Annotated in this window: 28 protein-coding genes; 9 read left to right on the top strand and 19 right to left on the bottom strand. The window is 61.2% G+C overall.

The window, feature by feature from the left end:
• The first annotated feature begins 44 nt into the window (after positions 1-44).
• Positions 45-1,067 carry an allantoicase gene (gene alc, locus KQ940_RS05235; protein WP_217412379.1) on the top strand — a complete coding sequence of 341 codons (1,023 nt, stop codon included), beginning with the start codon at positions 45-47 and terminating at the stop codon, positions 1,065-1,067.
• A gap of 75 nt (positions 1,068-1,142) precedes the next feature.
• Here the strand turns inward: alc and KQ940_RS05230 are convergent, their stop codons facing one another.
• On the bottom strand, positions 1,143-1,895 hold the full coding sequence (locus tag KQ940_RS05230) for a type 1 glutamine amidotransferase (protein WP_217412378.1): 753 nt from the start codon (positions 1,893-1,895) through the stop codon (positions 1,143-1,145).
• Between the two features lie 148 nt (positions 1,896-2,043).
• Between KQ940_RS05230 and KQ940_RS05225 the strand changes: the two genes are divergently transcribed.
• The gene (locus tag KQ940_RS05225) at positions 2,044-2,805 is read left to right on the top strand and encodes a metallophosphoesterase (protein ID WP_217412377.1); all 762 of its coding nucleotides are present in this window, start codon (positions 2,044-2,046) and stop codon (positions 2,803-2,805) included.
• A 9-nt stretch (positions 2,806-2,814) separates the two neighbouring features.
• Here the strand turns inward: KQ940_RS05225 and KQ940_RS05220 are convergent, their stop codons facing one another.
• From KQ940_RS05220 to KQ940_RS05205, 4 genes are all read right to left on the bottom strand, one after another.
• The gene (locus tag KQ940_RS05220) at positions 2,815-3,639 is read right to left on the bottom strand and encodes an ABC transporter permease subunit (RefSeq protein ID WP_217412376.1); all 825 of its coding nucleotides are present in this window, start codon (positions 3,637-3,639) and stop codon (positions 2,815-2,817) included.
• Entirely contained in the window at positions 3,636-4,535 is a 900-nt protein-coding gene (locus tag KQ940_RS05215) for an ABC transporter permease subunit (protein WP_217412375.1), read from the bottom strand. The genes KQ940_RS05220 and KQ940_RS05215 overlap by 4 nt, the downstream gene beginning before the upstream one ends.
• Complete coding sequence (locus KQ940_RS05210; protein ID WP_217412374.1) at positions 4,532-5,668, bottom strand: ABC transporter ATP-binding protein; 1,137 nt, start codon at positions 5,666-5,668, stop codon at positions 4,532-4,534. The genes KQ940_RS05215 and KQ940_RS05210 overlap by 4 nt, the downstream gene beginning before the upstream one ends.
• A gap of 287 nt (positions 5,669-5,955) precedes the next feature.
• On the bottom strand, positions 5,956-7,056 hold the full coding sequence (locus KQ940_RS05205) for a polyamine ABC transporter substrate-binding protein (RefSeq protein ID WP_217412373.1): 1,101 nt from the start codon (positions 7,054-7,056) through the stop codon (positions 5,956-5,958).
• Positions 7,057-7,372: 316 nt separating this feature from the next.
• On the opposite strand from KQ940_RS05205, the gene KQ940_RS05200 reads away from it, so the two are divergent.
• A complete protein-coding gene (locus tag KQ940_RS05200; protein WP_217412372.1) occupies positions 7,373-7,576 on the top strand; it encodes a hypothetical protein in 204 nt (67 codons plus the stop codon).
• A 157-nt stretch (positions 7,577-7,733) separates the two neighbouring features.
• A complete protein-coding gene (locus KQ940_RS05195; protein WP_217412371.1) occupies positions 7,734-8,039 on the top strand; it encodes a c-type cytochrome in 306 nt (101 codons plus the stop codon).
• Between the two features lie 72 nt (positions 8,040-8,111).
• On the opposite strand, the gene KQ940_RS05190 is transcribed toward KQ940_RS05195, so the two are convergent.
• Complete coding sequence (locus KQ940_RS05190) at positions 8,112-9,038, bottom strand: flagellar motor protein MotB (RefSeq protein ID WP_217412370.1); 927 nt, start codon at positions 9,036-9,038, stop codon at positions 8,112-8,114.
• Positions 9,039-9,047: 9 nt separating this feature from the next.
• Positions 9,048-9,806, bottom strand: coding sequence for a flagellar motor protein PomA (gene pomA / locus KQ940_RS05185; RefSeq protein ID WP_217412369.1), 759 nt, complete (start codon positions 9,804-9,806; stop codon positions 9,048-9,050).
• A gap of 208 nt (positions 9,807-10,014) precedes the next feature.
• Here pomA and KQ940_RS05180 point away from each other — a divergent pair, with 208 nt between their 5' ends.
• From KQ940_RS05180 to dxs, 3 genes are read left to right on the top strand one after another with little or no spacing between them, the layout of a single operon-like run.
• Positions 10,015-10,257: an exodeoxyribonuclease VII small subunit gene (locus KQ940_RS05180; RefSeq protein WP_217412368.1), complete on the top strand. Its 243-nt coding sequence runs from the start codon at positions 10,015-10,017 to the stop codon at positions 10,255-10,257.
• Positions 10,258-10,259: 2 nt separating this feature from the next.
• A complete protein-coding gene (locus KQ940_RS05175; RefSeq protein ID WP_217412367.1) occupies positions 10,260-11,144 on the top strand; it encodes a polyprenyl synthetase family protein in 885 nt (294 codons plus the stop codon).
• Positions 11,144-12,961, top strand: a complete 1,818-nt coding sequence (gene dxs / locus KQ940_RS05170; RefSeq protein ID WP_217412366.1) for a 1-deoxy-D-xylulose-5-phosphate synthase — start codon at positions 11,144-11,146, stop codon at positions 12,959-12,961. Before KQ940_RS05175 ends, dxs begins: the two co-directional genes overlap by 1 nt.
• 24 nt (positions 12,962-12,985) lie before the next feature.
• Here the strand turns inward: dxs and ribA are convergent, their stop codons facing one another.
• The 11 genes from ribA to KQ940_RS05115 form a co-directional block, all read right to left on the bottom strand.
• The gene (ribA, locus tag KQ940_RS05165) at positions 12,986-13,606 is read right to left on the bottom strand and encodes a GTP cyclohydrolase II (protein WP_217412365.1); all 621 of its coding nucleotides are present in this window, start codon (positions 13,604-13,606) and stop codon (positions 12,986-12,988) included.
• A gap of 115 nt (positions 13,607-13,721) precedes the next feature.
• A complete protein-coding gene (locus KQ940_RS05160; RefSeq protein ID WP_217412364.1) occupies positions 13,722-14,195 on the bottom strand; it encodes a phosphatidylglycerophosphatase A family protein in 474 nt (157 codons plus the stop codon).
• On the bottom strand, positions 14,192-15,160 hold the full coding sequence (gene thiL, locus KQ940_RS05155) for a thiamine-phosphate kinase (RefSeq protein ID WP_217412363.1): 969 nt from the start codon (positions 15,158-15,160) through the stop codon (positions 14,192-14,194). Before thiL ends, KQ940_RS05160 begins: the two co-directional genes overlap by 4 nt.
• A gap of 23 nt (positions 15,161-15,183) precedes the next feature.
• A complete protein-coding gene (gene nusB, locus KQ940_RS05150) occupies positions 15,184-15,669 on the bottom strand; it encodes a transcription antitermination factor NusB (RefSeq protein WP_217412362.1) in 486 nt (161 codons plus the stop codon).
• Between the two features lie 2 nt (positions 15,670-15,671).
• On the bottom strand, positions 15,672-16,145 hold the full coding sequence (gene ribH, locus KQ940_RS05145) for a 6,7-dimethyl-8-ribityllumazine synthase (RefSeq protein WP_217412361.1): 474 nt from the start codon (positions 16,143-16,145) through the stop codon (positions 15,672-15,674).
• A 14-nt stretch (positions 16,146-16,159) separates the two neighbouring features.
• A complete protein-coding gene (ribBA, locus tag KQ940_RS05140) occupies positions 16,160-17,278 on the bottom strand; it encodes a bifunctional 3,4-dihydroxy-2-butanone-4-phosphate synthase/GTP cyclohydrolase II (protein ID WP_217412360.1) in 1,119 nt (372 codons plus the stop codon).
• Between the two features lie 18 nt (positions 17,279-17,296).
• Complete coding sequence (locus KQ940_RS05135) at positions 17,297-17,968, bottom strand: riboflavin synthase (protein WP_217412359.1); 672 nt, start codon at positions 17,966-17,968, stop codon at positions 17,297-17,299.
• Entirely contained in the window at positions 17,968-19,110 is a 1,143-nt protein-coding gene (gene ribD / locus KQ940_RS05130; protein ID WP_217412358.1) for a bifunctional diaminohydroxyphosphoribosylaminopyrimidine deaminase/5-amino-6-(5-phosphoribosylamino)uracil reductase RibD, read from the bottom strand. Before ribD ends, KQ940_RS05135 begins: the two co-directional genes overlap by 1 nt.
• Positions 19,111-19,113: 3 nt before the next feature.
• On the bottom strand, positions 19,114-19,596 hold the full coding sequence (gene nrdR / locus KQ940_RS05125) for a transcriptional regulator NrdR (protein ID WP_217412357.1): 483 nt from the start codon (positions 19,594-19,596) through the stop codon (positions 19,114-19,116).
• A 473-nt stretch (positions 19,597-20,069) separates the two neighbouring features.
• Positions 20,070-21,326 carry a serine hydroxymethyltransferase gene (gene glyA, locus KQ940_RS05120; RefSeq protein WP_217412356.1) on the bottom strand — a complete coding sequence of 419 codons (1,257 nt, stop codon included), beginning with the start codon at positions 21,324-21,326 and terminating at the stop codon, positions 20,070-20,072.
• Positions 21,327-21,514: 188 nt separating this feature from the next.
• The gene (locus tag KQ940_RS05115; RefSeq protein ID WP_217412355.1) at positions 21,515-21,937 is read right to left on the bottom strand and encodes an Hsp20/alpha crystallin family protein; all 423 of its coding nucleotides are present in this window, start codon (positions 21,935-21,937) and stop codon (positions 21,515-21,517) included.
• A 207-nt stretch (positions 21,938-22,144) separates the two neighbouring features.
• On the opposite strand from KQ940_RS05115, the gene ettA reads away from it, so the two are divergent.
• Positions 22,145-23,803: an energy-dependent translational throttle protein EttA gene (ettA, locus tag KQ940_RS05110; RefSeq protein ID WP_217412354.1), complete on the top strand. Its 1,659-nt coding sequence runs from the start codon at positions 22,145-22,147 to the stop codon at positions 23,801-23,803.
• A gap of 22 nt (positions 23,804-23,825) precedes the next feature.
• Here the strand turns inward: ettA and KQ940_RS05105 are convergent, their stop codons facing one another.
• Entirely contained in the window at positions 23,826-24,977 is a 1,152-nt protein-coding gene (locus KQ940_RS05105; RefSeq protein WP_246589742.1) for a GGDEF domain-containing protein, read from the bottom strand.
• A gap of 173 nt (positions 24,978-25,150) precedes the next feature.
• On the opposite strand from KQ940_RS05105, the gene KQ940_RS05100 reads away from it, so the two are divergent.
• Entirely contained in the window at positions 25,151-25,522 is a 372-nt protein-coding gene (locus KQ940_RS05100; protein ID WP_217412352.1) for a PilZ domain-containing protein, read from the top strand.
• Positions 25,523-25,547: the final 25 nt, after the last annotated feature.

Raw genomic sequence — 25,547 nt, 5'->3', positions numbered from 1 at the left:
CAACCCTTTGTATAGCCAAAGATAGATCCAGGTATTTTCGATCGATGACACAGTTTGCAGCTCACCTCCCTTTCGACCCCCAAAAATGGGTAAATCTCGCCGACTCACGCCTTGGTGCTCAGGCGATCTCCGTTACCGATGACTGGTTTGCCGATGTGAACCGAATGTTGCAACCTACCGAGCCGGTCTGGAAAGAGGGGGTTTATGATGACAACGGCAAATGGATGGACGGTTGGGAATCGCGCCGCAAACGCGGAGCCGGTCACGATCACGCCGTCATCCGCTTGGGTGTCGCCGGCACTGTCCGGGCGATCGATATCGACACCCGCTATTTCACCGGCAACTATCCCCCTTCAGCCTCTGTTGAAGCCTGCTACTGCCCCGACGGAGACCCCGGCACCGATACCTGCTGGACCGAGATCCTGCCTTCGGTGTCACTGCAGGGCAACAGCCGGCATCTATACGAGCTTGATAACAGCGGCGTTTGGTCTCACCTGCGGCTCAACATATACCCCGACGGCGGCATCGCCAGACTGCGGGTATACGGAATACCTTATCGCGATTGGTCCGCACACCCTGCGCACCAGCCTGTCGATCTGGCCTCGTCCCTCAATGGTGGACGCGCTCTGGCCTGCAGCGACCAGCACTATGGTCATATGGGGAATATCCTGAACCCCGGCAGAGGGGCCAATATGGGAGACGGCTGGGAAACCGCCAGAAGGCGTACGCCCGGATACGACTGGGTTATTGTTGCCTTGGGACATCCCGGCCTGATTCAGCAGGTGATCGTCGATACTCACCATTTCAAGGGCAACTTCCCCGACAGCTGCAGCCTACTCGGCGCTTATGTAAAAGGCGGTACCGATGAGCAGATCGAAGCCCAGAGCCTTTACTGGCAAGAGCTGCTTCCGTCGCAGAAGCTGACCATGGATGCAGAACATCGCGTTGAAGCGGAGCTGAACGATATCGGCCCGATCACGCACGTTCGGCTCAATATCTTTCCAGATGGCGGGGTCAGCCGTCTACGTTTGCTCGGCCTGATCGACTCTGTTACTCATAACCGATAGAAACCAGATGCGTACTCTGTACCCTCAGCCACTTAACCAGGAAAACTTCGCGCCTTTTGGCAAGGTCATCGAAACCTAGTCGCAACCATCCCCGGCCAGCAGCACCCGATCGACAAAGGCGGTCATCAGGTGGTTGGAGTCGGGCGTTTCCACGGCGTTGTCCAATACCGTCTGCAGATGATCATCACCGTCGGTGTAGTGCGCCTTGTAGTAGGTCAGCCGCTCGACCAGGATCCGCTTGTCCACCTCGGGATGAAACTGGAACGCCCAGAACCGTCGGCCCTGTACGCGGAAGGCGTGGATACACTGCTCGGTATAGGCCAGCACCTGGCACTGCTCGGGCAAGGTATCGGTGTACTGGCGATGCACCGATACCGCCATGAACGGGTCCGGCACTTTGCAGAACAGCGGATCATCGACCGCCGCAGCCGTGAGTGAAATCGGCAGCGTGCCCATCTCGAAGCCCTGGTCACGATGCAGGATCTCACCACCGAGCGCCAGCACCGCCAGCTGGAAACCGAAGCAGGAGGCGAACACCGGCAGATCCTGCTGCAGGCAGTTCAAAATCAGGCGCTGGGCATCGCTGACGAAGGGGTAACGCTCCGGCTCCAATACGTTGGCTTCGCTGGCACCGCCGACCAGCAGCGCATCGTATCCATCGGCTACGTCAGCGCCGAAGTTCGGTGTATCGAACAGATTGAGGATATCGATCTGCTCGGGTTCGAGCCTGCAGTAGTTGGCGAAGCTCTGGTGCTCTTCGTGGCGCACCTGTTCGCCGTCACGGATCTGCAGCAGCAGGAGTTTGAGTGCGGATCTTGATCTCGGCATCGCTAGTCCCCTCTGCGGCCAACACCTGGCTCTATGCAATCTAGCGGGTTCAACCGCAGTAGAGCAACCCGAAATCCAGGGCGGCTCACAAAGCCCCTTATGATGTCGTATGCTTGAGGTATGTGTCGTTTAAATAAGGCTCTACGCTGTGTCCAAGCCTATCCAGACTGTTGAAGCGAACACCCGCGGCCGCGATTTCCTGGTCGGTGACATCCACGGCTGGCTCGAGCCATTACAGGCGGAGCTGGATGCCATCTGTTTCGACCCGGCCGTTGACCGGCTGTTTTCGGTCGGCGATCTGATCGATCGCGGGCCCGATTCCGAAGCCTGCCTGCTGCTGACGCGGGAACCCTGGTTCTACGCGGTGCGCGGCAACCATGAACAGATCCTGTTCAACTGGCTCGCCGACCCAGACAGCATCGATGTAACAGACTGGATGCGCTACGGTGGTAAAGCCTGGATGGAAAACGGACCGAAGCACTTTTTCTGGAACCATCAGGAGCTTCGCGCCTACGCCGAGGAGCTGGCCGAGACGATGCCCTGGGTGATTGAACTGGAGCTGCAAGATGGCCGCCGGATCGGCATCAGCCACAGCACGGTTCCGGTAGATGATTGGCTCGACCTGAAGCTCAGACTGGCGACAGAGCCGGCACTGCGTGAGGAGATGATCTGGGCACGACCGGTCAAGAATCCGCAGTTCACCCATTGGGTCAACGGCATCGACATGACCGTGCACGGTCACGTGGTCCTGCCCCATGTGCAGAAGCGCGGCAACGGCGTCTATATCGATACCGGTGCCGCGCTACTCGGTCTGCAACCGGGCACTGTCCCCGAGATTCCCTACCCGAAGATCAGCACCCTCGAGGTCAGCCAGCTGTTCAATATTCCGGACGACTACCTGCTCGCCTGAAACCCTTGCTCAACCCAGGTTCTGCTCGCGCTGGGCGCGCTTCTCCTGGCGATAGAGCAGAACCCCGGCGATCGCCACCGCGCTACTGACCAACAGTACGATGATCGTCGCCAGCGCATTGATCTCGGGGCTGACCCCCAGGCGCACGCTGGAGTAGACCACCATCGGCAGCGTGGTCGCACCCGGGCCGGAGACGAAACTGGCCACCACCAGATCATCCAGCGACAGGGTGAACGCCAGCAGCCAGCCCGCGGCCAGCGCCGGTGCGATCAGCGGCAGGGTGATGGTGAAGAACACCTTCAGCGGCCGCGCACCGAGATCCAGCGCCGCCTCCTCCAGCGACTGGTCCATGTGCGCCAGCCGGCTCTGCACGATCACCGTGACATAGGCCATGGCGAAGGTGGTGTGGGCCAGGGTGATGGTAAGCTGGCCACGTCCATCGGGCCAGCCGATGCTGTCCTGCATCGCCACGAACAGCAGCAGCAACGACAGGCCGATGATCACCTCCGGCATCACCAGCGGCGCCGTCACCATCACCTGCAGCGTGCCACGACCGCGAAAACGGCGAAAACGCACCAGCGCCAGTGCCGCCAGCGTACCCAGCACCACGGCGCCGCACGCAGTGGTCGCCGCCACCTTGACACTGAGCCAGGCAGCATCGAGCAACTGCTGGTTATGCAGCAGCTCGCCATACCACTTGGTGCTGAATCCGGCCCATACCGTGACCAGTCGGCTCTCGTTGAAGGAGTAGACGATCAAGCTCAGGATCGGGCCGTAGAGGAAGGCGTAGCCGAACATCAACGCGGTCATCAACAGCGGGAAGCGACGTTTCATACGGCCTCCTCTCGCTGTTCGAAGTGGCGTAGCGCCACGAACGGGATGATCAGCACCACCAGCAGCACCGCGGCCAGCGACGAGGCCAGCGGCCAGTCCTTGTTGCTGAAGAACTCGGTCCACATCAGCTTGCCGATCATCAGCGTATCGGGGCCACCGAGCAGATCCGGGATCACGAACTCACCCACCACCGGGATGAATACCAGCATGCCGCCGGCGATCACACCGGGCAGCGACAGCGGCAGGGTGATGGTCAGGAACTGTTTCCAGGGGCGACAGCCCAGGTCCGCCGCCGCTTCGAGCAGGGTCAGGTCGAGCCTTACCAGCGTCGCATAGAGCGGCAGCACGACAAAAGGCAGATAGCTGTAGACGATGCCGATGTAGACCGCCAGCGGCGTGTGCAGGATCTCCAGCGGCTGATCGATCAGACCACTCCAGATCAGGAAATTATTCAACAGACCGTTGCCCTTGAGAATACCGATCCAGGCGTAGACGCGGATCAGGAACGAGGTCCAGAACGGCAGAATGATCAGCATCAGCAGCGGCAGACGCCAGTGGCTGGGCGCGCGCGCGATGGCGTAGGCCATCGGGTAGCCGAACAGCAGGCAGAACAGGGTCGAGATCGCCGAGATCTTCAGAGAACCGAACAGGGCGCCGCGGTAAAGCGGGTCCTCCCACAGCAGCAGATAGTTGCCAAAGTTGACCGAGATCGATACCAGCCCATCCTCGACCTCGCGGATCAGGTCCATATAGGGTGGTTGAGCCAACACCGGCTCCGACAGGCTGATCTTGAGCACGAACAGAAACGGCAGCAGGAAGAACAGCCCAAGCCAGAACCAGGGCACGCCGATGATCAGCCCACGCCCGCGCAGAGGCGACAGCGGCAGACCTTTCATTGCGTCAGCACCCCGCAGCTGTTGGCGGGCCAACCCAGTACCACCTCATCCTCCCAGCTCAGCGGCTGCTCCGCCAACGCCTGAACATTGGACTGGGTGAACTGGATACGTTTGCCGGTGGCCAGCTCCACATGGTAGATCGACACGTCACCGAGGTAGGCGATCTCCTTGATCACACCACTGACGCGGTTGGCCAGCTGGGCGTCGCCGCTATCCAGGCGCACCTTCTCCGGCCGTACCGCCAACGTCACCGGAGTACCGGCGAGCAGCGGCTGACCGTGGATCACCTCCAGGTCGCAGCCCGCCTCCTCGCTGCGGATCCGCACCCGGTTCTCCTCCTGGCTCAGCACATGGCCGTCAATCAGATTGATCGAGCCGATAAAGTCGGCGGCGTAACGGGAGTTGGGGTACTCATACAGGCGGCGCGGCGGATCCACCTGCTCGACCCGACCATCGCGCAGCAGCGCGATACGGCTGGACATGGTCATCGCCTCCTCCTGATCGTGGGTGACGATGATGAAGGTGATCCCCAGTCGCTCCTGAATATTGACCAGTTCAAACTGGGTCTGCTCGCGCAGCTTCTTGTCCAGCGCACCGAGCGGTTCATCCAGCAGCAGGATCTTCGGATGCTTGGCCAGCGCACGCGCCAGCGCCACACGCTGACGCTGGCCGCCGGAGAGCTGGTGCGGCTTGCGCGCAGCCAGCTTGTCGATCTGCACCAGCGCCAGCATCTCCCGTACCCGCTCCTGGCGCCGGGCCTTGGGCATCCCCTCCTGCTTCAGGCCGAAGGCGATGTTATCGGCCACGCTCATATGGGGAAACAGCGCATAGGACTGGAACATCATGTTGACCGGCCGCTCATAGGGCGGCACGTCGGTCACATCCTGACCATCGATATAGATCTTGCCCTCGGTGGGCAACTCGAACCCGGCGAGCATGCGCAGCAGGGTGGTTTTGCCGCAGCCGGAGGGGCCCAGCAGGGAGAAGAATTCACCGCTGTGGATATCGAGGCTGATACCGTCGACGGCGTAGAGTTCACCGAAACGCTTACTGACGTTTTCGATGCGGATGATCGGTTCGCCTTCAGGGGCCTGCCAGGGCTCCTCAGGCTTGGATTGACGCAGACTGGACATCTATCAAACGGCTCTCGCTTCAGACACTTTGGGGAACGCAACACACCAAACACTTAAACAGGACCATACATCCTGAATATCGCCGCTCCTGCGCATAAGCGCCAAGGATGGCGTGTATGCCGCTTTTGCAGGAGCAAAAAGCGGCCCATGCGCCCGCGGCATACCGTACTTCCTGTACATTGCCGCTCCTGCGCATCCATGCGCCCGCGGCATACCGTACTTCCTGTACATAAAAAGCCCCCGGAGATCCGGGGGCTGGGGTGGTTAATTACACGCTTGAAGCCGTATTACTGGCCGGTCTTGATCCGGGTCCAGGCACGGTTCATGACACGGATCTGACGCTCACTCGGGGTCTTCAACACCACCAGTTTCTCCTGCGTCTCCTTCGGCGGGTAGATACCGGCATCGTTACGGATCTCCTCATCCACCAGCTCAGTGGCCGCAGCGTTGGCGTTGGCGTAGGCCACGTAGTTGGTGATCGGCGCGATCACTGCCGGATCCAGCAGGTAGTTGATGAACTTGTGTGCAGCGGCGGGGTTCGGCGCGTCGGCCGGAATCACCATGACATCGGTCCACACCACCGCGCCTTCAGACGGTACGACATAGGCCACATTCACGCCGTTACCGGCTTCGTCGGCACGGTCGCGGGCCTGAAGTACATCACCGGAGTAGCCATGGGCGACACAGGTGTCACCGTTGGCCAGATCGTTGATGTACTGTGAACTGTGGAAATAGCGCACGTACTGGCGCACATTGTTGACCACGTCGGCGGCTTCGTTGATCGCCTCGGTACTGAAATCATCGACCGGTTTACCCAGGTAGGCACGCGCCGCGGTCAACACCTCGGTGGAGTCATCCATCAGCGAAACACCACAGGCAGACAGCTTGGACACGATCTCCGGATCGAACAGCAGACGCCAGGTATCCAGCGGCATATCGTCGCCCAAGATCTCCTTCACCTTGTCCACATTGATACCGATACCGGTGGTGCCCCACATATAGGGAACCAGATACTGGTTGCCGGGGTCTATATCGCTCAGGGAGTTGAGAATCACCTTATCCAGATTGTCGTAGTTGGTCAGTGCCGACGGGTCGAGCTTCTGGTAGAGGCCCGCCTGGATATGGCGGTCCGCGAACGGGCGTGCGGTCGGGAATACCAGATCGTAGCCGCTGCGGCCGGCCAGCAGCTTGGCTTCGGCAACCTCATTGGAGTCGTAAACGTCATACACCACCTTGATACCGGTTTGCTGCTCGAAGTTGGCAACGGTGTCTTCGGCGATGTAATCGGACCAGTTATAGACATGCAGCTCCTCAGCGCTGGCCAGGTTGGCAGTTGCCAGCGACAGCGCCAATGCAAGGGTTGTGACACTCGAAATAGCAGCTTTCATTGCTTCTGATTCTCCAACAGGATCCCTGAAAATTCGACCTCCGCCCCGGGCGGAATCTGGATGTTGTGCGGCTCCCTGAAAATTCGATCCGCCAGCGCCGAATATGAACAAATTCACGGCAAAACAAAAGCGTTTTCAGATGCCGTCAAATTAAAAAAATAGACAGCTATCTGCCCGTTTTCAAAGTCAAAACTGCAAAGAAAGGGAAATATTAATCAGCAAGCTGCCGCTTATGTCATCAGATTCACACACAACTGCAACGAAGCTGACACCCTGAAAACGTTTAATGATCGTCGAATAAAAGAGGAAAAATAGAATGAAAAGTGAACATCACACCACCGAAGAGCTGCACCGTCTGCTCAAACGCGGATACTCCGCCGACGATCTTCGTCATCTAAAGGCCCCCGCGGATATGGTCGAACGCGCTGTTGCGCAGTATCAGGAACAGATGCGCCAGCGACAGCACGATCGCAACCTGCACAGCCAGGCGACCTATGCCATGCGTTTGCAGAGCCGCTAAGCCCCCATCCTGCGACAGTCACAGATCAACTTTTGCGCATTCAGGCCCTATTCACCACTTTAGCGCTATTTACTCGTTCAAGGGGCGTACCTACACTTAAGCCCTGCTTATGGTTTGGCGGACTCTCCGTCGATTGCACTGTCAAAGGAAATACAATATGAAAAAAGTGATGATTCTGGCAGCTGCTGCTGCCCTGCTGGCTCCGGCTGCTGCGATGGCAGAGCGTACCGGTGAAGAGCTGTACAACACCAAGTGCTCCGTCTGCCACGCAGCGGGCATCGCCGGTGCGCCGATGCTCGGCGATGCTGCCGCCTGGGCTCCGCGTGCCGAGAAAGGCATCGATGGTCTGCTGGCGACGGCCAAGTCCGGTCTGAACGCCATGCCGCCGATGGGCACCTGCATGGACTGCTCTGACGATGAGATGAAGAGCGCCATTCAGTACATGCTGGATAACTCCAAGTAATTCAGCTGCACCAGTAACAAAAAACCGCCCTGCTAAGCAGCGGCGGTTTTTTGTTGCCCGGATAAACGGCGATTAGAAGATCTCACCGGGCCTCAGCCCCTGTCCTTCGGTATCCCCCTCCGGCCGCGACTGCAGACGCTCCAGCACCTCCTTGTCACTGCCCTTCTGGATCACGATCTCGACGCGCCGGTTACGGGCGCGATTGTCCGCGGTGTTGTTCGGTACCAGCGGTTTGCTGTCGGCATAGCCACTAACCTGAAACCGGGACTGATCGATGCGCGAATCCGAGAACAGCTCCTCGGCCACTGCCAGTGCGCGGGCCGCCGACAGATCCCAGTTGGAGCTGAAGCGGGTGCCCGAGTAGGGGATGTTGTCGGTATGCCCCTCGATCGCCACCCGGCCGCTGACGTCGATCAGCACATCGCGAATCTTGGCGATCACCGGAATATAGGCAAATTTCAGTTCGGCGGAGCCGGAATCGAACGAGCCCTTCTCCTTGACCCGGATAATCAGCTTGGTGCCGTCGGTTTCTACTTCAACGGCACCGTCGCCGATCTCCTGTGCCAACACCTCGGCGAACTGCACCGCCTCCCGTTTGGCCTGCTCCTCCTGCATGCGGATCATCTGTTCGATCCCCTGCAGCTTATCCTGAACGCTGGCCTCACCCTCCTTGGAACGCACATCGAGGGTGTTCATATCGTTGTTGATCGTCATCTGCCGTATCTCGTTCAGCGGTGTCGGCTCGGGCCGACCGGGGCTGAACTCCTGGGCGATGATGGAGGTGCCCTTGGGGATATCCTCGACCTTGATCTGGTTCTGCACGCCAAAGGCTTCTCGCATCGAGCCGGCCAGCTGCTTGAACTTCAGTACGTCCATCTCGGAAAACGAGAGCAGCAGCACGAAGAAACACATCAGCAGCGACATCAGGTCGGAGAATGTGGCCATCCATGCCGGAGCACCCGGCGGCGGGCATTTACATTTCTGCTGCTCGTCGCTCATTCAACTCTCTCAGGCTTCAGCCTTCTGTCGCACTTTCTCAGGCAGGTAATTACGCAGCATCTGCTCGATCACGCGCGGGTTCTGGCCCGCCTGGATCGCCAGCAGGCCATCGATGATCAGCGCCTGGTTGAGCGCTTCCTCATCCTTGCGTACCTCGAGCTTGTCGGCGATCGGCAGCGAGACACAGGTCGCCAGCATCGCGCCGTAGAGGGTGGTCAGCAGTGCCACCGCCATCGCCGGCCCGATCGATTTGGGGTCGGACATGTTGGACAGCATCTGCACCAGACCAACCAGGGTACCGATCATCCCCATCGCCGGGCCCACATCACCGATCGCCTTGAAGATCTTGGCGCCAAACTCATGACGCTCGTTGGTCAGGTTCGCCTCCTTGTGCAGCAGCGCCTTGACCACTTCGGGGTCATGACCATCCACCAGCAGCTGGATCCCCCGCTGCATGAACGGTGTCGACACCTCCTTGTCCTCCAGTGACAGCAGGCCGCCCTTGCGCGCGGCATCGGCCAGTTCCACGGTCTCGGCAATGATCTCTTCCGGCGATACCGATTTGAACATGAACGCCTTGGCGGCCACCTTGCCTGCCGCGAGAAACTGCGGCAGCGTGAACTTGATCAACACCACCATCAAGCTGCCGCCGAACACGATCAACATGGAGGGGACGTTGACAAAGATCCCGAAATCGCCGCCCAGCACCATGGCGGCCACGATAATACCCAATGCACCGATCAAGCCTACGAGTGTCGCCAGATCCACTAAACTACTCCTTAATCCTTGACTGATGGACCAGGTTCAAACAGATGTAGGCGATGATACCAGATTTGTTGCACTGTACACGTACTGAACATCGGTGATCTTTGGTCTTATCGCCTTTTGTGCCGCTGTCCGTTTCAGCATATCGATTGACCCCCGGCGAGCAGTTGGTTAAGTTGACAGCCCAGTTAAACAAGCCCCCGATCCGACTATGGCCCGCACAGCTAAAACACCCGATTTTGAACAATCCCTGGCACAGCTCGAAGCCGTTGTCGAACGCATGGAGCAGGGCGACCTGCCGATCGAAGAGGCGCTGAAAGCCTTTGAGCAGGGGGTCAAGCTGACCCGTGAATGCCAGAGCATCCTCGACCAGACCGAGCAGAAGGTACAACTGCTGATCGAGCAGCAGGGCGAGTTCAAGGCACGTCCGTTCAATGACGAGCAGGATGGCTGATCGTGGAGCTGCAGCAGCAACTGGCGCAGTGGGCGACCCGCGTTGAGCGCAATCTCGATCTCTACCTGCTCCGCGAGACCTGTATCGACCCACGACTGACCGACGCCATGCGCTACGCCCTGCTCAGCGGCGGCAAACGTATACGTCCGGCACTAGTGTATATGAGCAGTTTTCTCTGCGGCGGCACGGCCGAGCAGGCCGACCGAGCGGCCGCTGCCATCGAAGCGATCCACTGCTATTCGCTGGTCCACGACGACCTGCCGGCGATGGATGACGACGAGCTGCGCCGCGGACGTCCGACCTGCCATATCGCCTTTGATGAGGCGACCGCGATCCTCGCCGGCGACGCACTGCAATGCTTTGCCTTCGAGCTGCTCAGTGAGCCCGGCGGCGTTGAACCTGAGCGTGCCCTGCAGCTGATCCGTATTCTGTCCCGTGCCAGCGGATCCCACGGCATGGTGATGGGCCAGTCGTTCGATCTCGCCCATGTCGGCGAGCGCCTGACTCTATCCCAGCTGCAGGCGATGCACGCGCACAAGACCGGCCGCCTGATCACCGCCTCGGTGATGCTCGGTGCCACCGCCGCCGGCTGCCAGGATAGAGAACTGCTCGACGCCCTGCAGCGCTATGGCGACGCCATCGGCCTGGCTTTCCAGGTGCAGGACGATCTGCTCGATATCGAGGGCAGTACGGCGACACTGGGCAAGCCCCAGGGCTCCGACCAGGCGCAGAACAAACCGACTTACCCGGCCCTGCTCGGGATCGACGGCGCACGTGCGAAACTAAATCAACTGCACGATGAAGCGCTGAACGCGCTAAAGCCATTCGGCATCGCCGCCGCCCCGCTTGCCGCCCTGGCCCACTTTATCGTTACCCGCGACCACTGATGCATAGCCAACTGCCCACTCAGCGTCCGCAGACTCCGCTGCTGGACCGGATCGATTCCCCGGCCGACCTGCGCCAACTAAGCGCGGAGCAGCTACCACAACTGGCGGAGGAGCTGCGCAGCTGGCTGCTCTACAGCATCGGTGTTACCGGCGGCCATTTCGGCGCCGGCCTTGGCGTGGTCGAGTTGACCATCGCCCTGCACTACCTGATGGAGACGCCGCAGGATCACCTGATCTGGGATGTGGGCCACCAGTGTTATCCACACAAGATCCTGACCGGCCGCCGGGAGCAGATGCTGAGCATGCGCCAGCGTGGAGGTCTGGCCCCCTTCCCGCGCCGTGCCGAAAACCCCTATGACTGTTTCGGCACCGGCCATTCCAGTACCTCGATCAGTGCAGCACTGGGTATGGCATTGGCCAGCCGACTGCGCGGCGACAAGCGCAAAGCCGTGGCGGTGATCGGCGATGGTGCGATGACCGCCGGTATGGCGTTCGAGGCGCTGAGCCATGCAGCCCACACCCGCGCCGATATGCTGGTGATCCTGAACGACAACGACATGTCGATCTCGCCCAATGAAGGCGGACTGGCCACCTATATCGCCGAACAGCTCAAACCAGGCCTCGCCAGGCCTACTCTCGACGGGCCAAGCTTCGACGGTGCCACCACCGGCGCCCTGTTCGGGGCCCTGACCTTCGACTACCACGGCCCTGTCGACGGCCACGATTTCGACCAGCTGCTGCCGGCACTGGAGCACGCGCTGAACAGCCCCGGTCCGCAGTTCCTGCATCTGATCACGCAGAAAGGCAAGGGCTTCGCACCGGCCGAGTCCGACCCGGTGGGTTACCACGCGATCACCAAGATCGAACCCATGGGTGCCCCACCGAAGCCCGCTCAGCAACAAAAGCAGGAGAAATTCTGCAATATCTTCGGCCGCTGGCTCTGCGATACCGCGGCCACGGACGATCGGCTGGTCGGCATCACCCCGGCGATGCGCGAGGGCTCGGACCTGATCGCCTTCTCCGAGCAGTACCCCGAGCGCTATTTCGACGTCGCCATCGCCGAGCAACATGCGGCGACACTGGCCGCCGGTTTTGCCTGCCAGGGGATCAAGCCGGTGCTGGCGATCTACTCCACATTCCTGCAGCGCGCCTACGACCAGCTGGTGCACGATATCGCGATCCAGGATCTCGACGTGCTGCTGGCGATCGATCGCGCCGGTCTGGTCGGCGAGGATGGTGCCACCCATGCGGGTCTCTACGATCTGGCTTATATGCGCTGCCTGCCCGGCATGCTGTTGATGACGCCGGCCGACGAGCAGGAGCTGTACCGGATGCTGAAAACCGGCTATGACCATCCAGGACCGGCCGCGGTGCGCTACCCGCGCGGATCCGGCACCGGTATTGCTGTCGATACCAGCCAGCCGGCACTGACACCGGGCAAGGCGCGGTTGCTGCGCGAAGGTAGCCGGGCGACAATCCTGAACTTCGGTCCGCTGCTGCCGCAGGCACAGAGGGTCGCCGACGCACTGGATCTGACCCTGGTCGATATGCGCTTCGTCAAACCTCTGGACGGCGAGCTGATCGAGCGCCTGGCCGCCGAGCATGAGCTGCTGGTGACGCTGGAGGATCACGCTGTAATGGGCGGCGCCGGATCGGCGGTGGCGGAATATCTGCAGCAGCGGTCGTCGCATACACCGCTACTGCTGCTGGGCGTCCCCGATCGCTGGATCGAGCACGCCTCGCGGGGGGAGCAGCTCAGAGAGTGCGGCCTGGATGCAGAGGGTATCCAGCGCGCGATAGAGCAGCGGCTAACCTAAACAGAAGCGCTTAACTAGAAGCGTTCAGCCTTCGTCGCCGTCGCCCTGAAAATGCACCTCGGTCATCATATGGCCGAGCTTGCCCATTTTGGTCTGCAGGTAGTGCTCGTTGTGACTGTTCTTGCCCACCTGCAGCGGCTCACGGCTGGCCACGCTGATACCGTACTGCTCCAGCGCTTTCACCTTACGCGGGTTGTTGGTCATCAGTCGCAGTGAGCGAATACCCAGATGGCGCAGCATCGGCAGACACATGCTGTAGTCGCGCATATCGGCAGCGAAGCCCAGGCGTTCGTTGGCTTCCACCGTGTCGGCGCCCTGATCCTGCAGATGGTAGGCGCGGATCTTGTTGAGCAGGCCGATGCCGCGACCCTCCTGACGCAGGTAGAGCAGTACCCCACGCCCCTCTTCGGCGATCCGTTTCAACGCCTCCTGCAACTGGAAGCCGCAGTCGCAGCGCAGGCTGAACAGCGCATCGCCGGTCAGACACTCGGAGTGGATACGGCCAAGCACCGGCTCCTCGGTATCGACATCGCCAAATACCAGAGCCACATGCTCCTTGCCGCTGGTTTTATCCTCAAACCCGACCATGGTGAACACACCCCAGGGGGTCGGCAGTTTGGAATCGGCAACATACTGAACGGTCACACTCTCTACCTCTCGTTGGCGGCCCTGTCGTTCGGCCCGCCCGCTCCGTGCCTAGTGACGGGGCGACATTATAATCCATACCCTAGTCGGGACTGTAAAAAGTTGCGCACTTGAACTAAATGACCAACCTCAATAACTGCAGGCAGATCGCAGCAAACACACCGGCAATCAGGTCGTCCAGCATGATCCCCAGTCCACCCTTTACGTACCGATCGGCCCAACGGATCGGCCAGGGCTTCAAAATATCGAAGACGCGGAACAGCACGAAGCCGGTCAGTGCCCAGAGCGGCGTAACCGGCGCGGCGATCATAGTCACCCAGTAGCCGACGAACTCATCCCAGACGATACCACCGTGGTCGTGCACACCGATGTCGTCGGAGGTTCGCTGACAGAGCCAGCATCCGAGAGCGAAGGCAGCCAACACCAGCGCCAGATAGGTCGCCAGCGGTAGCTGCGCCAGCAGATACCAGAGCGGTACCGCGGCCAGGGTGCCGAAGGTACCCGGCGCCCAAGGCGCGGCACCACTGCCGAGGCCGAAGGCCAGAAAGTGTACCGGATTGCGCCAGACCGACGACGGTACCCGATTCATTGCGTTTCTCCAAAATGATCGTAGCCGGCGGAATCGAAAGCGCGGGCCTGACCCTGTACGAGCAGCTGCACCTCTTTGCCAGGCTGCATGCGGCCGATGCAGGACAAGCGTACGCCCAGCTCCTCGGCACTGCGCAGACAGGACTCCAGCCTCTCCGGGGCAGCGGTCAGGCAAAGCTCGAAATCCTCGCCGCCATTGAGTGCCCAACGCTGCGCCTGTTCCAGGCCGGCATAGGCAAGCAGCTGATCCGACAGCGGCAACCGCTCCAGTTCGATACAGGCACCCAGCCCGCTGCTGCGCGCGATATGACCGAGATCGGCGAGTAGGCCGTCGGAGATATCGATACCACTGTGCAGCTGAGACGCCAGCGCACGGGCCAACGCGATGCGCGGCTCAGGACGGTAAAAACGTCGGCGCAACCAAGCGTTCGATGCCTGCTCAGGCTCCTCATCAAGCAGGGTCTGCAGCCCCGCGCGACTGTCCCCAAGGGTGCCGCTCACCAGGATCAGGTCGCCTTCCCGGGCGCCGGAACGTTTCAACGCCCGCTCCGGCTCGACCCAGCCATGCACCTGTACGCTCAGCGTCAATGGCCCGCGGGTGGTATCGCCCCCAATCAGGGCGATATCGAGTTCCAGCGCCCGTTCGGCCAGCGCTTTTGAGAACGGCTCCAGCCACTCAGGCGAAGCCTCCGGCAGGGTCAGCGCCAGGGTAAACCAGGCTGGCCGGGCCGCCATCGCCGCCAGATCGCTGACCGCGGCACCGAGCAGCCGCTGCGCCAGATAGTCGGGTCGCGTACCGGGCAGAAAGTGAGTGCCCTCGACCAGGGTATCGATCGACACCGCCAACTGCGCCCCGTCACAGGGCGGCACCAGCAGCGCACAGTCATCCCCGATACCCAGCGCCACATCGCCCCGCACCTCGGCATGGCTGGCAAAGTAACGCCGGATCAGCTCGAACTCACCCACAGGTTACGGTCCTCGGCGACGACTTAGCGTCGTGCCGACACCTCGGCCGCACGCACTTTCTGCGCGACCTTGTCCAGCACACCGTTGACATAGCGGTGGCTCTCGGTGGCACCGAACACCTTGGCCAGTTCAACGCTCTCGTTGATCGCCACCCGGTACGGCACCTCCATCCGGTGCATCAGTTCGAAGCTGCCGATGCGCAGCACGCTGACCTCGACCGGATCCAGCTCGTCGATGGTACGGTCCAGGAAGGGCGAGAAGCACAGATCCAGCTCGGAGCGCGCCTCGACCACGCCGCGCAGCAGCTGGCTGAACAGTTTCACATCGACACCGTTCATGTCGTTGTTGACGCGGAACTGGGCTTCGATCTCATTCACCGGCTGGCCGGCCACCTGCCACTGGTACAGCGCCTGCAGCGCCATCTGGCGCGCGCTACGACGCTGTTCGGTCAGCGAGGGTTTGCGGTTTTTCTTCGGCTCAGCTTGATTCTGACTGGGAGTGTCGCTCATGTTCAGACCTCGAGCTGACGCAGCAGGCTGACCATCTCGATCGCCGAGAGGGCGGCTTCAGCTCCTTTGTTGCCCGCCTTGGTACCGGAACGCTCGATCGCCTGTTCGATGCTGTTGACGGTGAGGATGCCGTTGGCGACCGGAATACCGTACTCCATGGAGACCTGGGCAACGCCCTTGGAACTCTCGGCGGAGACGTATTCGAAATGCGGCGTACCGCCGCGGATCACCGCACCGAGGGCGATGATCGCATCGTCCTGCTTCTGCGCCGCGACACGCTGGGCCACCAGCGGGATCTCGAATGCGCCCGGGCAGCGCACGACGCGGACGTTCTCGTCCTTCACGCCGTGACGCTTGAGCGCATCCAGCGCGCCTTCGAGCAGGCTTTCCACCACGAAGGCGTTGAAACGACCGACGATGATCGCATATTTGGCATCGGCGCTGACGAAGTCGCCTTCATACACTTTTACTGACATGAGTAAGTCCTGTTCTACTGTTCGCAGGCAATATATTCCTCGACCTCGAGATCAAAGCCCGAGATCGCGTTGAACTTCATCGGTGAGCTGAGCAGGCGCATCTTGCCGACCCCCAGCTCCCGCAGAATCTGAGACCCGGTACCCACCTGCAGGTAGGCGCCGGAGGCGCTGACCCGCACCTTGGAGCGGGTAGCGCTATTGCTGGAGAGGCTGCGTATTGCATCGCCCAGATCGATCCGCACGCCGGAGTCAATCAGCAGCACCACACCCTTGCCCTCCTCGGCCACGCGCTCCAGCGCGCGGCGCATGGTCCACTTCTTCTCTTCTCCGGGCAGCACGCCGACCACATCACGCAACACTTCGCTGCGGATATGCACGCGTACCAGGGTCGGCTCGTCGCGCTTGATATCGCCCTTGTACAGCGCCAGGTGGGTGCAGTTCTGGATATCGTCGCGGTAGACGGCGTAGTTGAAGTCGCCGTATTCGGTCTGCAGCACGCCCTCATCCTCGCGCTCTACGGTATGTTCGTTCATGGCGCGGTAGTGGATCAGGTCGGCGATGGTGCCGATCTTCAGGCCGTGCTTGGCGGCGAACTTCTCCAGGTCGGCGCGTCGCGCCATGGTGCCGTCTTCGTTCATCACCTCGACGATCACCGAGGCCGGGGTCAGACCGGCCAGACGCGCCAGATCGCAGCCCGCCTCGGTATGGCCGGCGCGGCTCAGCACGCCGCCGGGCTGCGCCATCAGCGGGAAGATATGCCCCGGCTGGACGATATCCTCTGGCTTGGCATCGGCATGCACCGCGGTACGTACGGTATGGGCGCGGTCCGCCGCCGAGATACCGGTGGTAACGCCGGTCGCCGCTTCGATCGACAGGGTGAAGTTGGTCGAGAAGGCAGCGCCGTTGCTCTGTACCATCAGCGGCAGCTTGAGCTGTTCACAGCGCTTGCGAGTCAGCGTCAGGCAGATCAGACCGCGGGCATGGGTGGCCATGAAGTTGATATCTTCGGGCCGCACCATCTCGGCAGCGATGATCAGATCGCCCTCGTTCTCGCGATCCTCGTCATCCATCAGGATCACCATCTTGCCCTGGCGGATATCCTCGATGATCTCTTCGGTTGTGTTCATCTGCATCTGTTCATCTCCCACGGCTCAGCGGCGCATGAAGCCGGCCGCCGCCAGTGTTTCCAGTGTCAGTCCGCTCCCGGCGCCGGTGGCGTTGTCGGCGGCAGGCGCCGGGGCCATCAGACGCTCCAGGTAACGGGCGATGATATCCACCTCCAGGTGGACCTCACGCCCGGCGCGGTAGCTATCGATAATGGTTTCCTGTGCCGTATGCGGCACGATATTGAGTCCGAAACGATCGCCCTCCAGGCTGTTCACGGTCAGGCTGACGCCGTCCACTGTGATCGAGCCCTTGGCCGCGATATAGCGCAGCAGCGACTTGGGTGCCTGGACCCACAGGCGGACCGAGCGGGCGTCATCGCGGCGGTCAATCACCTTGCCCAGGCCATCCACATGGCCGGTGACGATATGACCGCCGAACCGGCTGGTCGGCATCATCGCCTTCTCCAGGTTGACCCGCTCACCCACCTTCAACGACGGAAAGCGGGTATGGGTCAACGTCTCGCGGGAGACATCGGCCACGAAGCCGTCGCCCGGCAGCGCCACGGCGGTCAGGCAGACACCGTTGGTGGCGATACTGTCGCCCAGTTTCACGTCAGACAGGTCCAGTGTGCCGGTGCGCACCTGCAGCCGCATATCGCCATCCACCATCCGGATATCGGCGATCTCGCCTACGGCTTCGATTATGCCAGTAAACATCAGTGCTCCTGATTCCCGTCGGTTGCAAGCACACGCCAGTCCAGGCGCAGATCGGCGCCCAGGTGGCGGATATCGGCCAGCGCCAGCGGCACCTGCTGCGCCATGCGCTCCAGCGGCAGCTCCAGCAGCGGCCGTGCCTGGCTACCCAAAAGTTTAGGCGCCATATACTGGATCAGCTCGTCCACCAGACCGGCACCGACAAACGCCCCGGCCAGGGTGGCGCCGCATTCGACCAGAACCTCGTTGCACTGCTCGCGACTGGCCAGATGCTCGAGCAGGGCTTGAAGGTCGATCCGCCCCTCGCCCGGCAGACTGATCACCTCGGCCCCGGCGCTCCACAGCGCCTCTATCCTGTTCTCGTCCCGGCTCCGGGTAATCACCTGTGTGCGTCCCGGCTGCTGCAGTATCTTGGCATCAACCGGTAGGCGCAGATCGGTATCCAGCACGACACGCAACGGCTGCCGGGCGACGATCTCGTCCGCCTGCTCCAGCCCCAGCTCATCGACCCGCACCGTCAGCGACGAGTTGTCGATCAGCACCGAGTCGATACCGGTGACGATCGCCGAGCTGCGTGCCCGCAAACGCTGCACATCGCTGCGCGCCTGGGGACCGGTGATCCACTGGGACTCGCCGCTGGCCATTGCCGTGCGGCCATCGACACTGCTGGCCAGCTTGATCCGCACCAGCGGCAAGCCCCGCTCCATGCGTTTGATAAAGCCGGGATTCAGCGCCCGCGCCTCGCGCTCCATCAGCCCGCTGGCGACCTCGATACCGGCCGCGCGCAGTTTTTCCAGCCCCCGCCCGGCCACCGCCGGATTGGGATCGACCATGGCGCAGACCATCCGCCTGATACCGGCGTCGATCAGGGTATCGGCACAGGGGGGGGTGCGGCCGAAGTGGCTGCAGGGCTCCAGCGTGACATAAGCGGTGGCGCCGCAGGCATTGTCGCCGGCCATGCGCAGTGCGTTGACCTCGGCGTGCCCCTCTCCGGCCCGCACGTGGTAACCCTCACCGACGATCTCGCCGTCGCGTACCAGGACGCAACCGACACGGGGATTGGGATCGGTGGTATACAGCCCGCGCCGAGCCAGCACGATGGCTCGGCCCATGAACTGATGATCAAGACTGGAGAAAGCGGACATGACTCAGCTCTGCCCCTTGTCGACAGGCTGATCGGCGTTCGCGGAGAGGCGTTCGATCTCCTCCTTGAACTCGTTGATATCCTGGAAGCTGCGATAAACCGAGGCGAAGCGAACATAGGCGACCTGGTCAAGCTTGCGCAGCTCCGCCATCACCACCTCGCCCACTTCGCGGGAGGGTAGTTCGCGTTCGCCGGTGGCGCGCAGCTTCAGTTTGATCCGGGTCAGGCAGGCCTCTACCGCTTCGATACTGACCGGGCGCTTCTCCAGTGCCCGCTGTATACCGCCACGCAGCTTGGCTTCGTCGAACGGCTGCCGGGTGCCGTCGGTCTTGATCACCCGCGGCATCACCAGTTCGGCTTCTTCGAAGGTGGTAAAGCGTTCGTGGCATTTGACGCACTCACGCCGCCGGCGCACCTGCTGCCCTTCGGCAACCAGTCGCGAGTCGACAACCTTGGTATCACCTGCGCCACAGAAGGGACAATGCATCCTCAGCCTCGAATAAAGAGCGTCGGTCGCGCCGTGGCGCAAACCGAAAGAAAAGAGCGTTTAAAATACAGAAAGGCGGCCTTGTGAGCCGCCTCGCTATTCTAGGGATGCCGGATACAAGTTTCCAGCCTCCGCAATGTCGCTTATATCCGATATCCGTATGCCGACACGCCGTGAATCCATCCGTGGAGGCTCCACAGCGCCATCCATGGCGCTGAGGGTCGGCATACGGACACCGGATACGCTCCGGCATGTGCGGTGCCATGTTCCGTCGGCCGTATAGCACGTGCTATCGAGGGGTGATGCAGTCTCTTGTGGCTGACCCTCTGCGACATGGATGTCGCAGTGGAGCCCCCAGGGAGGGGTCCACGGCGTGTCAGACGCAAGAGACTGCATCGGCCCGTATTGCCAGACAACTATTCCTATCAGCACGTTAGCTCAAAACAATAGTGCGATTACCCTACCGCTCCCGCTTACTTATACACCGGGAAACGCGCGCAGATATCCAGCACCTTGGCCTTGACCGCGGCGATGGTCTCTTCGTTGTTGATATCGTCGAGAACGTCACAGATCCAGCCGGTCAGCTCGGTCACTTCCGCTTCCTTGAAGCCGCGACGGGTCACCGCCGGAGTACCGATACGCAGACCGGAGGTCACGAACGGTGAGCGCGGATCGTTCGGCACCGCGTTCTTGTTCACGGTGATGTAGGCGCGGCCCAGTGCGGCGTCCGCATCCTTACCGGTAACATCCTTGCTGACCAGGTCGACCAGGAACAGGTGATCGTCGGTGCCGCCGGAGACGATGTCGAAACCGCGATCCTGGAACACCTTGACCATCGCCTTGGCGTTTTTCACTACCTGAGCCTGATACTCCTTCCACTCCGGCTCCAGTGCCTCTTTGAAGCACACCGCCTTGGCGGCGATGATGTGCATCAGCGGGCCGCCCTGGGATTCAGGGAATACGGCGAAGTTCAGCTTCTTCTGCAGCTCTTCATCAGCGCGCGCGGACAGGATCAGGCCACCACGCGGGCCGCCCAGGGTCTTGTGGGTGGTGGTGGTAACGACGTCGGCGTACTGCATCGGCGACGGGTACTGGCCCGCAGCCACCAGACCGGCAACGTGCGCCATATCGACGAACAGGTAGGCACCCACCTTGTCGGCGATCTCGCGGAACCTGGCCCAGTCGATGATGCGCGAGTAGGCGGAGAAACCGGCCACGATCATCTTCGGCTTGTGCTCGAGCGCCAGGCGCTCAACCTCGGCGTAGTCGATCTCGCCGGTTTCCGGGTTCAGACCGTACTGAACCGCATTGTAGATACGGCCGGAGAAGGATACCGCAGCACCGTGGGTCAGGTGGCCACCGTGGGCCAGGCTCATGCCCAGAACGGTATCACCCGGCTTGCACAGCGCCATGTAGACGGCGGCGTTGGCCTGGGAACCGGAGTGCGGCTGAACGTTGGCATAGGTGGCGCCGAACAACTCCTTGGCACGGTCGATGGCCAGCTCTTCGACGATATCGACGTATTCGCAGCCGCCGTAGTAACGCTTGCCGGGATAGCCTTCCGCATACTTATTGGTCAGCGCGGAGCCCTGGGCTTCCATGACACGCGGGCTGGTGTAGTTTTCGGAAGCGATCAGCTCGATGTGCTCCTCCTGGCGGGTCACTTCGGACTGCATGGCAGACCAGAGATCCGAGTCGAAGCTGGCGATAGACATATCTTTGCTAAACATTACTGTCCCCTGATTGAGCAACGTCGTCGACAGCGGGCGCAGGTCAATAAAGGCCTGCAGATCCGATCTGCCGTGAAAAGGCGAGCATTATAGTCGAAAATCCAACCGCGTGGCACTTGAAAAGCGGTCAGTCGGACGGGAGGCAAATTCATGCGGCGAAGGCACTTCGCCGCATGAATCAGGCGGGGTTATTCGATTGCGATCTTGACCCCTTCGGGCTCTTTTTTCTCGCGCTTGGGCAGGGTCAGCGCCAGCACGCCGTCATTGAAGCTGGCCTTTACCGCGGCCGGGTCCACATCGGCACCGACACTGAGCTGACGCAGGAACTGGCCGACATGGCGCTCCTGACGGATCAGTTTGCCCTCTTTCTCCTCTTTCTCTTCGCGTCGGGTCTCCCCTCGCACGCTGAGTATGCCGTTCTCCAGGCTGACCTGGATATCCTCTTTCTTCACCCCCGGCAGATCGACAGACACCTTGTACTCGGTATCGCTTTCATGCACATCGATAGCCGGCACCTTCTCACCACTGCTGCGCACGGCCAGCGGCCGGAACAGATCGTCGAAGAAGGTATCGTCGAACAAACTGCCGAAACGGGTCAGGTTCTTGGCCATAAGATCACCCCCTTTTGCCTGTTGTTATCGAGTTCTGCAGCGAAGGGCTGGCGCCCCAACTGCGCTATCCAACCTGAATATAGAAAGCGGTTTTTACCTCCGCCAGTTCAAGGATTGACCGGGCTCAAATGGCTTTCACTTTTCCGTACGGGTAGAATCCGCCCATCCGTTTCATTCCACCGATTTCAAGACCAGAGGTTCTTCTGGATGGCTCAATACGTTTACACCATGAACCGCGTCGGCAAGGTCGTTCCGCCGAAGCGTGAAATTTTGAAAGATATCTCCCTGTCGTTCTTCCCCGGCGCCAAGATCGGCGTGCTCGGCCTGAACGGTGCCGGTAAATCGACCCTGCTGCGGATCATGGCCGGCGTCGACAAGGACTACATCGGCGAAGCGCGGCCGATGCCGAACATGAAGGTGGGCTACCTGCCGCAGGAGCCGGAACTGGACAACTCCAAGACCGTGCGCGAGATCATCGAAGAGGCGGTGGCCGACGTGAAGAACGCGCTGGCGGAGCTGGATCAGGTCTACGCTGCCTACGCCGACCCGGATGCCGATTTCGACGAACTGGCGAAGAAGCAGGCGGAGCTGGAGAACCTGATCACCGCGAAGGATGGCCACAACCTGGACCAGGCGCTGGAGCGTGCCGCCGACGCCATGCGCCTGCCCCCCTGGGATGCCAAGGTCGAGCACCTCTCCGGCGGTGAGCGCCGCCGCGTGGCGCTGTGCCGTCTGCTGCTCGATCACCCGGACATGCTGCTGCTGGACGAGCCCACCAACCATCTCGACGCCGAGTCGATCGCCTGGATCGAGCGCTTCCTGCAGGAGTACCCGGGCACCGTCGTCGCGATCACCCACGACCGCTACTTCCTCGACAACGCCGCCGGCTGGATCCTGGAGCTGGACCGCGGTCGCGGTATCCCCTGGGAGGGCAACTACTCCAGCTGGCTGGAGCAGAAGGAAGCACGCCTGGAGCAGGAGGCCAAGAGCGAAGCGGCTCACCTCAAGGCGATGAAATCGGAGCTGGAGTGGGTGCGCCAGGGCGCCAAGGGTCGTCAGACCAAGTCCAAGGCGCGTCTGAAGGCGTTCGAGGAGATGAACTCACGCGAGTTCCAGCAGCGCAACGAGACCCAGGAGATCTACATTCCGCCCGGTCCGCGCCTGGGCGACAAGGTGATCGAGCTAAAGGACGTGACCAAATCGTTCGGCGACAAGCTGCTGTTCGAGCACCTGAACATCTCCATTCCGCCGGGCGCCATCGTCGGTATCATCGGCCCCAACGGCGCCGGTAAGTCGACCCTGTTCAAGATGATCACCGGCGAAGAGAAACCGGACTCCGGCGAGGTCGAACTCGGCTCCACCGTGCAGCTGGCCTACGTCAACCAATCGCGCGAGCTGAACGGCAACAACACCGTGTTCCAGGAGATCTCCGACGGCCAGGACATCATCACCGTCGGCAGCTACCAGACCCCGGCACGCGCCTACTGCGGTCGTTTCAACTTCAAGGGTTCAGACCAGCAGAAGTTCGTCAAGGATCTGTCCGGCGGCGAGCGCAACCGCCTGCATATGGCCAAGCTGCTGAAAGAGGGCGGCAACGTGCTGCTGCTCGACGAGCCGACCAACGACCTGGATATCGAGACCCTGCGCGCGCTTGAGGAAGCACTGCTGGCCTTCCCCGGCTGCGCCGTGGTGATCTCGCACGACCGCTGGTTCCTCGACCGCATCTGCACCCATATGATCGCCTACGAGGGCGACTCCCACGTGGAGTTCTTCCAGGGCAACTACACCGAGTACGCCGAGGACTACAAGCGTCGCTACGGCAAGGACCACCAGCCCGAGCGCATCAAATACAAGCGCATGAGCTGATCATCCTTAACACCGGCGCTGTTCAACCAACGGACAGCGCCGGTTCCTGCTCAACCTCCGGGGTCGATTCGGTACCCAATCCTTCCCTATCTTGTGGCCCGGCCAGCACATAACCATCGCGCCCATCGGCCTTGGCCTGATACAGCGCCTCGTCCGCACGACGCAGCAGTTCCGAGGGAGACTCGCCCGGTTCCAGAGTTGCGATACCGATGCTGGTGGTGAAGCCAACCATCTCTCCGCTGGGGATCCTGACCTGGGTTTGACGGCAGCTGTTGCAGATCTCCTCGCCCGCCTTGCACGCGGTCCCGCTATCGGCACCGGGCAGAATGGTCAGAAACTCCTCGCCACCGAAGCGTCCGGCCAGATCACGCTTGCCCCGCGCCTGTTTGCGCAGGATTCTGGCGAACTGCTTGAGCACGATATCGCCGGCGGCATGACCGTAGTTGTCGTTAAAACCCTTGAACTTGTCCAGGTCGAACAGCAGGATCGAGATCGGCTCGCCGCGAGCCCGGGCATCCTCCACATCGCCCTCCAGTTGCTCCATCACCTGGCGCCGGTTGGCCAGCCCGGTCAGCGCATCGCGCGTGGCCTGGCGGTAAAGCCCCAGCAGCATCGACAGCTGGTTGACCGCGGCCCAGCCGGCGATGGTACCCAGTACCAGCAGCAGCCAGAGGTCGTTGATCTCCTCGATCATCCCCACCCTCTGGGTCGATATCTGGGTCAGCAGCTCAACCAGGATCACCACGCCGGTCACCGCGCTCACTTCAACGATGGTCAACGGAAAGATCGCCAACATGGTCACGATCATGAACGGGAAGAACTGATAGCCCGCCACCGCCGACATTTGCCCGGAATTGAGCAGCAACAGGTTGCTCCAGGTCTGAAACACCGACAGTATCGCCAGCAACAGGAACAGTCGGGCCAGCGCAAAGCGCAGGTCGTAGGGCCTCTGGTACCAGAACAGCAGCGCCAGCAAGGCGACCCCGGACACGAAGCGGCCGAGGGCGATCGGGGTTTGCATCTGGGCGGGCAGCAGCAGTTGGTCGACCAGTACCCAGCCGGTCTGCAGTACCGCCAGCAGCAGGGTCAACAGCCTGATCCGTTGAAAGATCAGGAAGCTGCGCGTTTGGTTGAAATAACGAGTGTGACGCGCAAGTGAAAGTACATCGAGCATTTTTTGCCACATCCTTTTCGCATCCCTACGCTGATTGACGAAAACGGATCACGATAGCCCTTTTTGATTTTAAAAGGCATGATCCAGGCCATGGATTTGCACGGAAGCCTTTTCCGGCCAAAGCCGGTTGTACTAACATGGCTGCACCCCTGACGGATTAGCAAGGAGAGAACGTGACCACAAGCCAAGATGAACGCCGCCGTTTCAGCCGTATCCGTTTTGACGCCGGATGCGAACTGCACACCGATGCAGGCCCGGTGGAGGTACAGCTGGTCGATATCTCTCTGCGCGGCGCACTGATCGAGTCAAACCGACCGCTAGCGCTGGACCTGAAGGGTAAAGCCGAACTGCACATCTACCTGGCCAGCGACATCCTGATCCGCATGCCCGGCGCGGTGACCCACCTGCGCGATAACCAGTACGGTTTCCGCGCCGGCGATATGGATCTCGAGAGCATCAGCCATCTTCGCCGCCTGGTCGAACTCAACCTGGGCGACGAGACCCTGCTCGAGCGTGAACTGGAAGCACTCTTCCCACAGCGCTGAGGCTCATATCGAACGCTGAAGGCTC

This window comes from Marinobacterium ramblicola (assembly GCF_019084545.1).
Taxonomy (GTDB): Bacteria; Pseudomonadota; Gammaproteobacteria; order Pseudomonadales; family Balneatricaceae; genus Marinobacterium_D; species Marinobacterium_D ramblicola.
Note: the sequence above shows the minus strand (reverse complement) of the source record. Positions and strands in the feature narration are given on the sequence as shown.

Coding starts and splice junctions, on each gene's coding strand:
- KQ940_RS05220 (WP_217412376.1), bottom strand. CDS start 3,639: ATGAAACGTCGCTTCCCGCTGTTGATGACCGCGTTGATGTTCGGCTAC.
- KQ940_RS05105 (WP_246589742.1), bottom strand. CDS start 24,977: ATGCTCGATGTACTTTCACTTGCGCGTCACACTCGTTATTTCAACCAA.
- alc (WP_217412379.1), top strand. CDS start 45: ATGACACAGTTTGCAGCTCACCTCCCTTTCGACCCCCAAAAATGGGTA.
- dxs (WP_217412366.1), top strand. CDS start 11,144: ATGCATAGCCAACTGCCCACTCAGCGTCCGCAGACTCCGCTGCTGGAC.
- KQ940_RS05115 (WP_217412355.1), bottom strand. CDS start 21,937: ATGGCCAAGAACCTGACCCGTTTCGGCAGTTTGTTCGACGATACCTTC.
- KQ940_RS05205 (WP_217412373.1), bottom strand. CDS start 7,056: ATGAAAGCTGCTATTTCGAGTGTCACAACCCTTGCATTGGCGCTGTCG.
- KQ940_RS05135 (WP_217412359.1), bottom strand. CDS start 17,968: ATGTTTACTGGCATAATCGAAGCCGTAGGCGAGATCGCCGATATCCGG.
- ettA (WP_217412354.1), top strand. CDS start 22,145: ATGGCTCAATACGTTTACACCATGAACCGCGTCGGCAAGGTCGTTCCG.
- KQ940_RS05190 (WP_217412370.1), bottom strand. CDS start 9,038: ATGAGCGACGAGCAGCAGAAATGTAAATGCCCGCCGCCGGGTGCTCCG.
- KQ940_RS05210 (WP_217412374.1), bottom strand. CDS start 5,668: ATGTCCAGTCTGCGTCAATCCAAGCCTGAGGAGCCCTGGCAGGCCCCT.
- ribD (WP_217412358.1), bottom strand. CDS start 19,110: ATGTCCGCTTTCTCCAGTCTTGATCATCAGTTCATGGGCCGAGCCATC.
- KQ940_RS05180 (WP_217412368.1), top strand. CDS start 10,015: ATGGCCCGCACAGCTAAAACACCCGATTTTGAACAATCCCTGGCACAG.
- nrdR (WP_217412357.1), bottom strand. CDS start 19,596: ATGCATTGTCCCTTCTGTGGCGCAGGTGATACCAAGGTTGTCGACTCG.
- KQ940_RS05160 (WP_217412364.1), bottom strand. CDS start 14,195: ATGAATCGGGTACCGTCGTCGGTCTGGCGCAATCCGGTACACTTTCTG.
- glyA (WP_217412356.1), bottom strand. CDS start 21,326: ATGTTTAGCAAAGATATGTCTATCGCCAGCTTCGACTCGGATCTCTGG.
- KQ940_RS05230 (WP_217412378.1), bottom strand. CDS start 1,895: ATGCCGAGATCAAGATCCGCACTCAAACTCCTGCTGCTGCAGATCCGT.
- ribBA (WP_217412360.1), bottom strand. CDS start 17,278: ATGCAGATGAACACAACCGAAGAGATCATCGAGGATATCCGCCAGGGC.
- KQ940_RS05215 (WP_217412375.1), bottom strand. CDS start 4,535: ATGAAAGGTCTGCCGCTGTCGCCTCTGCGCGGGCGTGGGCTGATCATC.
- ribH (WP_217412361.1), bottom strand. CDS start 16,145: ATGTCAGTAAAAGTGTATGAAGGCGACTTCGTCAGCGCCGATGCCAAA.
- KQ940_RS05200 (WP_217412372.1), top strand. CDS start 7,373: ATGAAAAGTGAACATCACACCACCGAAGAGCTGCACCGTCTGCTCAAA.
- nusB (WP_217412362.1), bottom strand. CDS start 15,669: ATGAGCGACACTCCCAGTCAGAATCAAGCTGAGCCGAAGAAAAACCGC.
- KQ940_RS05195 (WP_217412371.1), top strand. CDS start 7,734: ATGAAAAAAGTGATGATTCTGGCAGCTGCTGCTGCCCTGCTGGCTCCG.